Here is a 9,544-nt window from a genome sequence, read left to right as displayed (position 1 = left end):
ATCTACAGCCTGGGGAGCCTGAGCGTTGCGAGGGATGATGCCGGGGCACGCGCCGCGCTGCTGGAGAACATCTCAGGGACGCTGGAAAGCACCGGAGACATGGCGCTTTCAGTGGACAGCCTGATCAACCGCAAAGAGCGCTTTACGGTTTCGGAAAAACTGCTATCGGGTTCGATCGTCTTCCAGTGCATTGACTGCAAGGGCCGGCACTTTGACCTCTATTACTACGTCAAGGAGCAACTCGAGAGAACGGTAACCGATGATTCGCCCGCCTCCAGCATCAACAGCGGAGGGTGGTTGTCATTCATCGGTGACAGCTTCCGAAATCAGCACAGTCTGGTCACGGCGGCAGGTGATGTGCGTATCCAGACCAGAGACTTCCTCAATGAGGGGGCCTCGACCGAGAGCGTTGTGCGCAACCGGACTTTCCGTAATCCGAATGACTCCGAGAGCAGCAGCGTCTTCTTTGATCTGACCAGGTCCAACGGAGCTGTTGCCACATACAACCGTTACAACGCTCCTGTTATTCACCAATACAGCTATAGAGATCGCGACGGTACTCACCTGTACTCGCCCTCTAGGCAGGTCACCTCCCGCGCCAACCCCAACTTCAATCCCGGTGCAGGCTATGGCGTTCCTGACCGGATACTCGGGTACACGCTGCTTAGTACGAGCGAGCAGGTTACAGGCCAGGGATCTGCCTCGAATGCCGTCATCCAGTCGGGCGGAAAGGTCTCCGTCGCAGCGAGTGGTTCGGCCACCCTTGGTGTAACCCGTGAAAGTGTCAGCTATGCCGGAGGCAGCAAGAAGTCTCTGGATAGCGAACCCGGAGTCGGGATCAACGGCAATCCGGTCTACCTGAATCCGCAGCTCGCGCCGGATACGACACAAAAGCCCATCAACCCGCTCGATTTGCCGAGTTTTGGCTTGCCTCAGGGGCAGAACGGGCTGTTCCGCGTGAGTGAAGTCCCCGGCCACCGCTATCTGGTGGAGACCAACCCACTGTTTGCCAGCCTCAGCCGATTCCTGAGTTCGGACTACATGCTCGACAAGCTCGGTTACGACCCGGACAAGGCGCAGCGTCGCCTGGGCGACGGTCTGTATGAGCAGCGTCTTGTACGGGAAGCCGTCGTGGCCAGGACGGGGCAGCGTTTTCTGGCCGGCCTCAACAGTGACGAGGCTGTATTCCGTTACCTGATGGACAACGCAATTGCCAGCAAGGAGTCGCTCAAGCTGGTACCCGGCGTGGGGCTGTCTGCCGAGCAGGTTGCTGCTCTGACCCATGACATCGTGTGGATGCAGGAACAGGAGGTGCAAGGACAGCGTGTACTGGTGCCGGTCGTCTATCTCGCACAGGTAGGCAACCGCCTGGCACCCAATGGTTCCTTGGTGCAGGGCACGGACCTGACGCTGATCGCGGGCGGTGAGCTCCGGAACCAGGGAACTCTCCGGGCTACCAGCAGCCTGTCGCTTCAGTCCTCTCAGGGCATCGAGAACACCGGCCTCGTCCAAGGCGGCGAGCGTGTTGCGCTGTTGGCTCAGTCCAGCATTCGCAATGCCCAGGGCGGCATCATAAATGGGCGCGATGTCAGCTTGCTCGCGCGTGATGGCGATATCACCAACGAAAGAAACAAGGGCGTTGCGCAGTATGCAGGCCGTGTCAGCCGCACGGATGAGGTTCTGGACAACGCTGCACGAGTCGAGGCAGGTCGCTCCATGGACCTGCAGGCCGGGCGTGATTTCCAGAACAGTGCAGGCGTGCTGCAGGCCGGTGGCGAGGCCCGGATAGCAGCAGGCCGAGACGTTGGCTTCACCGCTGTGGCAGAGAACGACAGTGCGCATTCGAGTGCCAAGCGCTCGAGCTGGAGCGAGAGCCGAACGACTCAACATGGTGGACTCGTTGCGGCGGGTGGTGCGCTTGACGTAAGCGCCGGCCGCGATATCGCGGTTATTGCCAGCACAGTCGCTACCGATGGCAACCTGCTGATGCAGGCCGGCCGGAACATGGCCCTCGAGTCTGCGGCCAACGAAAGCCACAGCGCTTCGCAAAGCAAGAAGGTCAAGAGCAGTACGGACCAGATCCGTCAGCAATCTACCGTGCTCCAGGCCAAGGGGGGGGTAACGCTGGAGGCTGGTCAGGACATGAGCGTTGTCGCCAGCCATGTCAAAGGCGGAGGGGATGTTGCGCTAGATGCAGGACAGGATCTCAGCGTGCTCTCTGCCAAGGATGAGGACGCCAGCTTCTACTTCAAGAAGAGCAAGGGGTCCTTCGGGCGCAAGAAGACCGAGCAGCGGGAAAGCTACGACAGCACCAATATCGCGTCCGTGGTCGAAGCGGGTGGCGATCTCACCCTCAATACCAGCAAAGCGGCTGATGGCAGCCTGAATATCAACGGTGGGCGTGATGTCACCGTGATAGGCAGCCAGTTGCAAGCCGGCAAGGACCTGCTGATCGGGGGGGCGGGAGATGTGGCCGTTCTTTCCGGTGTTGAGGAACACGGCTCCTACAGCAAGAAGACCAAGTCCGGATTCCTTGGGCTGTCGAAGAGCGGCAAGAGCCAGCTCAGGACCAGCGCGACCCAGGTCGCCAGCGAGTTGGAGGCTGGCAACGATGTCGTGGTCGCGGCAGGCAACGACATTCGTCTGCGCGCCAGTGAAACCAGTGCAGGTAATGACGTCGAGCTTCGTGCCGGATTGGTGAAGGAGAGCGGCGGCATCAACCTCGTTTCCGCCAACGACACCGCATACAGCCTGACCAAGGAACAGCAAAAGAAGGTCGGTCTTTCCACGTCGGGTGGCTTCCTTTCGATTGCGTCGGCCAAGGAGGCTGGCCGCGAGGCGCAGAGCAGCACCGCTGTAGGCAGCCAGGTGACAGCAGATCGGGATGCCACGCTCAAGGCCAGGCAGGACATCACGATTGCAGGCAGCGGTGTTGCTGCGGGGCGCAACGTACTGCTTGACGCCGGTCGTGACGTTAACGTGCTGGCTGCTCAGAACAGCAGTTCAGAACGGGATTGGGAGAAGAAGAAGCAGGTTGGCATCGGTATTTCTGGTGATGACAACGGTGTGAACCTGTTCATCGGTGCAGAACGCACCATGGAGAAAAACCGCTTGGCGCAGCAGACCGTTGCCGCCAGTCAGATTCGTGCCGGTAATGACCTGGACATCAACGCAGGCCGGGACATCAACCAGGTGGGCTCTGATCTCTCCGCCTCCCACAACATCACGCTCAAGGCCGGGCATGACATCAACATCGATGTAGCCCGCGAAACCAGGGTCGTCGAGCATGCCGAAGTCCGGGAGCGTGAGGGGCTTGGTATCAGCCTCAATCACAACTTCGGCAGCACCAAGGATGCGGCAAGCAACGCCGGTAAGGGGGAAAACGGTGTCAGCCAGGGCTCCAGCGCCTTGCGTGGCATCGATGCAGTGAGCCAGTTCCTTGGCGGCCCCACCGCCGACGTGAAATTGGGGAATTCCAAGCAGGGTTCCAGCCGGGAAATCACCGAGCAGACACCTCGCGCCTCCACGCTCGAAGCTGGCAATGATCTCGCCATGACTGCCGGCAACGATGTCACGGTGAAAGGCGGCCAACTGGGTTCCGGTCGTGACATCAACATCAAGGGGCGCGATGTCACGCTCGATGTGGCCAAAGGGGAGTTCAGTGAAGAAAACCAGATGCGTCAGAGCTGGGGTGGCATACACGGCGGCACGTCTGGCGGCTTCAAGGTGGGTATCGGCGGTAGCTACGGGACTGGCAACGAAGACCAAAGCCAAGGTACTTCCAGTGCGGCTCAGCTCAATGCCGGACGTGATGTTTCCCTGACAGCGAGCAATGACCTCACCCTGGTCGGCACCCAGGTGAAAGCCGACCGCGATATCAATCTCAACGCAGGCAACGACCTGAAGGTCCTGTCGGCGCAGAACGCCAGCAACAGCGAAAGCAACCGCCACAGCGGCGGCGGTGAAGTGGGGTTGACCTTCGGTTCCCAGGGTGTGGGCGTCTACGTCAGCGTCAACATGGGCAAGGGCAATCTGGAGAGAGAGGCTGAGCGCCAACAGGAGGCTTATCTCTATGCTGGCAACAGCCTGAACTTCAACAGTGGCAAGGACACCGCGATCTCGGGCGCCACCCTGCGCGGTGACGAGGTCGTCGGGCGTGTAGGCGGTGATCTCCAGGTTTCCTCCGCGGTTGATACCGGCAAGGTGAAAGGCAAGGAGTTCGATCTCAGTGCCACCGCAACCTTCGGTCCTGGTGCGGGCTTCAGCGGCTCCGTCGGCTATGGAAAGACCACCGGCAAGACCGACTGGGTAGGTGAGCAGACCAGTATCACCGCCAAGGACAAGGTGGATATACGCACCGAAAACCACACGCAGATCGACGGCGCACTCATCGCCTCTGATAGCGGCAACCTGAAACTGGACACCAACACGCTTGGCCACAGCGACATTGCGGGCGTGGACAAGGAGCACGGCTACTACCTCAACGTTGGCGGCAGCTATGGCATCGGCGGAAACAACGCGGGCACGACTCAGGACGCCAGCCAGGTCGGCAAGGGCAAGGAAGGGGAGACCGGTTGGAGCGTAAACGGCTGGGAGTACGAAAAGGATCGCCAGCAGATCGTCCGCGCCACCGTCGGCGACGGCCAGATCATCGTGCGCAACGACGCCAAGACTGGCACCGACTCCACGGCTGGGCTCAATCGGGATGTGAGCAAGGCGTACGAGATCACCAAGGACCACGAAGAGCGTACGGATCTGTATGTCACCAAGTCGTCTGTAGAGGCGGTGGGCAGTCCGGCTGAAACCTTGAAGCGGTGGGGGCAAGCGGCAGATGAATATGTTTATAAAACCGAAAATGCCGTTGAGCAAAGTAGAGAGTTGATCTTTGCAGGGGTTGCGGTTGGAGTCGGTATTCCTCCGGATGCTATAAATATTGTAATTCAAGTCAATAGTGCTGAAAGAGCTTTGCTGAAAGGTGGGGAGCAAACTCGCCTTGCGGCCGCTAAGCAACTTATGAATATGTTCTTGCCAGAGCTGGCTGCGCCGGGGGCAAATGTAGTTGTAGAGCGTATCAATAAATTGGTGGTGGATGACCCGGGAGCGGCGCTAGATGTTCTTTCCGCTCTTAGTCATCTTGCCGCTAGTGAACGTCCTAAAGGACCAGCTAATAATCTCACCCAACTTCTTGAGCTTGCTGCTATTGCGTTGGTGGCGGGTGCTTTGGTGGCAGTGGTATCCAGTTCTTCATCGCAAAAAAATAATTCGCAAAGCGACGATCTCAATGCTTTCTTGGATGGGGCGGATACCCTTCAGGAAAAGCAGGAAAGAGTTGGCGCTCTTAATGAGTTAATCACTAAGCTGGGTGGTAGGCCTATTGAGGAGGTGGACTATCGACCGTATGTTAATCCTAGTGATAACTCCGATATTTCTTCTTACGAAGGAGGTTACACAGATGACGTCTTGGACGATGTTGGGGGGGCGTACGTAGGTGGAGGCCCATTTGATAGTGATAGAGAGAGTGGTAGCTATATAAATCCTAGCCATCAAGAAAATCCAGGTGTGATGTATAGGGAGATAATTAAGCTATCTGGATTGGCTCAGAATCGACAACTTCAAGATCTAACTCATGCGGAATTGGTCGATATCTTTGGGAAGGCAGGTTATGATTTGTCAGGTCACGCAGTGATGAGGCTAAAAGATCCGCGCACTAAGAATATTGGGTTTAATACGCCAAATGATATTGCTAAGATATTTAATAAAGGTTTGGAGTTTGATGCTTCACATGGCTTGATTGGTTTTAGCTATAATGGTTTAGAGGTTGTTTTGAATCCGGAGAATAATAGGGTTGTTACTATCAGGCCGGAGAAGAAAAGGGGTAGGTGATGATAGAGTTGTGGGGGGGTGGGGTTTCATTTAGGTTGAAAGTTCTCGGTTATGAGTTTGAGGGGGATTCTTCTCAGTATGATTCGGAGTGGTTGGTTATAGAAATATCAGTTGATGGTGTCAAAGGAAGTTGGCAGTCCTCTGGGCCTTTCTTGAGAACTGTTGAGTTGAAAGATTTTTTGGGCTGGCTGAAGAATGTTCGCTCGCATAACGAGAATGCAGAATTGCATTTTTTGGAGGGTGAGTTGTCTTTTGGTTTTGTTCCTCCAAGCTCTTTGCGTGTGTACTTGGATTTCTATTTTCACCCAAAATGTGCCTCTTATGATTATGCTGAGGATGAAGCATTTGTTTTGGAATTTGATATTCAAGATGAAGGTTGGTCTAGCCTTGTTTCTTGTGTGGAGCGAATGATCGAAGATATTGGATTGTTATGAGTCTCATTATTTTTCCAGGTTCTGTACGAAAAATTGAAGCAAGTGCAGCATGAGTTTGGGCAGAGATAGCTCGACCCCAATATTCATCTGATCTGTGACGCCAACTCACTTCCTGCTTTCATCGGGCAATCCAGCGATATTACCCATGCACAGTCACTTCTGGATCAGGTCCGTATCTCCAGAAACTCTGGACGGCCTCGTAAACACTGACGCTGGTTGTTGGATGTTATATGAAGGATATGGCGGAAATTAATAAGGAAGTTCGTGAGGGCTTGGGGAGTGGTGATGCTGTGCTTCTGCTTCATGGGCTAGGTTTCACAATCACTGAAAGCATAAAGTTCTTGGTTGAAGAATATGGGTGCTCTCTTGCTGATGCAAAGCGATTTGTATCGGAGAGCCCTGTTTGGAAGCCGGTTGTGGATGCTTCAATACCGTTGCACAGAGAAATAGTGGAGTGCCTCGGCAAGGAAAAATTTTAGAAAATTCTGGGTCAAGTCAGTGGCAGTCAGCCGATTGGAGGCTGAGCTTTTTATTTGGCCCGGCCTTTGGCTACAGAATTGACGAGCCTTCGCTCTGGTTGGACTTCACATTCGTGCCTTAAGTAAATTCGCGCTATTGGTATTGGTCATCACTGTGATGTACATCAGGCTCGAAATTCTTATCGATGTCTCTCTTCCTGATGAAGTGCTCTTGAATTATCGAATACCTTTGAAAGAGATGCTCGGGTGAGTTTTTTGTTCCTCGGAGTGCTTTGGAATGAAATTAAATATTAGTTTTCCCGAAAATATGCACACTGAGCAATTGCTCAAGCAGGAGCGAATTCCTTGTTTGTGCAAAATATCTAAAGAGTTTGAGGTTTCCTTCTCGGATGCTGTTCCTGAGGTGTCAGGAGTGGTGTCGGAATGGGATCGTAATGAGTTGGAGTTAAGAGCGGTGGCGGGAGGGGGAGGGAAGTATACTCATTATGCGAATAGCCTGATTACCTTAAAGAGGATTGGGGCTAATGTTTACAAAGTGGTTGGGCTTGAGATGTTTTATGCAAATTTTGGATGGTGTGTTGTCTTGAAAGATGGTGAATATGCACCGCCAATGAGCTTTTGGGATGAAGAGTGATTGATTTTGATGGGGTTGGCTGGTGGGTTGGTTTGAAAGTAACCAGAATTTGTGGGGTTAGATCCAAGAAATTGTATTTGTGTTCAAGAAGCAATAAGGCATAGAAGAAAATTAATAGAGGTGGGTCGCATCTATTGATCTAGGTTCTATGCGACAAGTCGGTGCAGCTGCACTTGGGCTTGTAGGGGAACTACTGCGGCTTCATCGATCCGCCTACTACTTTGCGTGAAAACAGATCCAACACCATCGCCAAATACATCCAACCCTCATAGTTTTGGACGCAATTGTTATCGGTGCCCTGGGCCTTGTTCGGCTCACCGATGTTGAGCTGCCGCTCCGAGCGATTAGGCTAAGCGACCGTTCGTTGGTGTATCGCCTGGCGCCGGCCCGCTGGACGAATAGGCCCGCAGCAGCCTGACCGAGGAGGAACAGCGCAACCTCGCACTTTGATCCCATCCCAGCCGCCCTTCGGGGTGGCACTTCTTTCCCGAGGGCGTCAGGCGACTGCCGCTCTTTTTCTCTTGCGAGCTTTCCTGCTGCCCCCTATAGTCCGCCCGCTGCGGTCAATCCCGTAGCCGACCTTGGCCGGTCGAATCTCTAGGCGCACAGGCGCCGACCATCCGATTGCAGGCGCTTTTTTCATGCCTGCGATTTCGTGTTATGGCGGCTGTGCGCGGGACACCTTCGGGTGTGCCGGGCCCTAGAGTCCCGGTCGGCCAACCTGCGTACAGCCGTCACCATTTCCTTCGCTTGGCCGCGAGGGGTGATGGCTCTCACTCTAGGAGCATCACTTCATGATTCGCTCGCTTCTTCTCGCTACCTCTTTCTCTGTGTTTGCATCCAGCCACCTGTGCAGCCGCGGAGGTCTTCGCCATGACTGACCTGCGCCCGCTCTCCGCCAACCCCTCCGGTTCTTCCGTTCTCTTGCTCGATGGCAGCCGGTCCTATCTGGATCTCCAGGAAACAGCCGAGTACCGCCTGATGGCCGCGCGCGATTTGCTGGCCAGCTTCGCGTACATGGAGAGTTCCTGTGCTGATGGGCGTTACCTGGCCAACGTAGCCGAGGCGGCCAACCTGTTGCTGTCGGATGCCTATGACCTGCTCCGTGCGGCTCGCGAGGCAGTGCAGCGTGACCGCTTGAGCACCGTCGACTGAACCCTTCACGTCTCCCCGAAGAGGCCCGGCATCAGCCGGGCCTTTTCATTTCCGCAGGGCCGTTTCAGCGCTCTGCCCGTTCCCGCATCTGCCAGGCGAAGGCGATCCCCACCGCCTCGTGATACCCATTCCAGACGCTCTCCACCCCGCAAACCCCGTCCTTCCGCCGCCGTTCATGAAGATTCGATGACAAAAGTTCGGTGCCTTCGCCGGGCGCCGGTCAAGGGAGTGTGGAACGACGACGGCAAGGACAACGCCGCGCCACATCGGCCGCTAGGGAAGGCGGCCACTTCGGCCCGCGGGTTTGCGGGCCCCGGCCAGGCAGTGGAGCAACGGCGATGGGGAAGATGGACGGATTCGCGAAGGTGGGGATGCAGGAGCTGGACCAGCGCCTGTCGAAGATCGTCGAGGCGGCGCGCAAGAAGCCCGTCTCGGTCTACCGCTACGGCGCGCCCTGGGTGTGGATCGTGTCCCAGGAGGACTGGCAGAGCGCGCTCAAGGAGGTGTCCAGCTACATCCCCCCGGGCCACTCGCTGGTGGTGCTCAAGCCGCAACTGGACGCGCTGCTGGAGCCGGCCCTGGAGGCGTTGCAGGGTTGGGCCCGTACCCGTCAGCTGCAGGTGCCCTTGCGGGCGCTGCTGCAGGCGCTGGTGCTGCAGGTGCTGTATTCGCTGCCCAGCGAGAAGCAGCTCTACGAGCAGCTCAACTACAACCTGCTGTTCCGCTGGTTCGTCGGTCTGCAATTGAACCAGCGGGTCTGGGGCTTCAGCGCCTTCGTCCGTGACCTCGGCGAGGTGCTGGACAACGCCCAGGCCGTCCGCCTGCTGGAACGGGCCATCAGCGAGGTGTTCGCACCGTCGCTGATGAGCACACCGGAATTCACCCCGAACTTCGCCCAGTTGCACACCTGGATCGCCCGTCACGCGGCGCAGGCTCGCGCTCGCTAGGCCCGATACACC

General features: G+C 56.3%; 5 protein-coding genes and 1 pseudogene. 5 read left to right on the top strand and 1 reads right to left on the bottom strand.

Annotated features, from left to right (window positions below; genetic code table 11):
• Positions 1 to 111: 111 nt before the first annotated feature.
• From A7D27_RS23560 to A7D27_RS27470, 3 genes are all read left to right on the top strand, one after another.
• Complete coding sequence (locus tag A7D27_RS23560; RefSeq protein WP_256557205.1) at positions 112 to 5,883, top strand: hemagglutinin repeat-containing protein; 5,772 nt, start codon at positions 112 to 114, stop codon at positions 5,881 to 5,883.
• On the top strand, positions 5,883 to 6,317 hold the full coding sequence (locus tag A7D27_RS28140) for a hypothetical protein (protein ID WP_139134170.1): 435 nt from the start codon (positions 5,883 to 5,885) through the stop codon (positions 6,315 to 6,317). The genes A7D27_RS23560 and A7D27_RS28140 overlap by 1 nt, the downstream gene beginning before the upstream one ends.
• A 756-nt stretch (positions 6,318 to 7,073) precedes the next feature.
• Entirely contained in the window at positions 7,074 to 7,430 is a 357-nt protein-coding gene (locus tag A7D27_RS27470) for a hypothetical protein (protein WP_083265758.1), read from the top strand.
• 199 nt (positions 7,431 to 7,629) lie between these two features.
• Here the strand turns inward: A7D27_RS27470 and A7D27_RS29260 are convergent.
• Positions 7,630 to 7,752 (bottom strand): annotated as a pseudogene (locus A7D27_RS29260) (IS3 family transposase); the annotation flags it as partial.
• A 551-nt stretch (positions 7,753 to 8,303) separates the two neighbouring features.
• Between A7D27_RS29260 and A7D27_RS23555 the strand changes: the two are divergent.
• Together A7D27_RS23555 and A7D27_RS23550 are read left to right on the top strand one after the other, a co-directional pair.
• The gene (locus A7D27_RS23555; protein WP_069566272.1) at positions 8,304 to 8,585 is read left to right on the top strand and encodes a hypothetical protein; all 282 of its coding nucleotides are present in this window, start codon (positions 8,304 to 8,306) and stop codon (positions 8,583 to 8,585) included.
• Between the two features lie 347 nt (positions 8,586 to 8,932).
• Positions 8,933 to 9,532, top strand: coding sequence for a transposase (locus tag A7D27_RS23550; RefSeq protein WP_044407810.1), 600 nt, complete (start codon positions 8,933 to 8,935; stop codon positions 9,530 to 9,532).
• Positions 9,533 to 9,544 lie beyond the last annotated feature (12 nt).

The organism is Pseudomonas sp. 1D4 (genome assembly GCF_001728925.1).
Classification (GTDB): Bacteria; Pseudomonadota; Gammaproteobacteria; order Pseudomonadales; family Pseudomonadaceae; genus Metapseudomonas; species Metapseudomonas otitidis.
Note: the sequence above shows the minus strand (reverse complement) of the source record. Positions and strands in the feature narration are given on the sequence as shown.

Excerpts from the sequence above, each read along its gene's own strand:
- A7D27_RS28140 (WP_139134170.1), top strand. The coding sequence starts at position 5,883 with ATGATAGAGTTGTGGGGGGGTGGGGTTTCATTTAGGTTGAAAGTTCTC.
- A7D27_RS27470 (WP_083265758.1), top strand. The coding sequence starts at position 7,074 with ATGAAATTAAATATTAGTTTTCCCGAAAATATGCACACTGAGCAATTG.
- A7D27_RS23555 (WP_069566272.1), top strand. The coding sequence starts at position 8,304 with ATGACTGACCTGCGCCCGCTCTCCGCCAACCCCTCCGGTTCTTCCGTT.
- A7D27_RS23550 (WP_044407810.1), top strand. The coding sequence starts at position 8,933 with ATGGACGGATTCGCGAAGGTGGGGATGCAGGAGCTGGACCAGCGCCTG.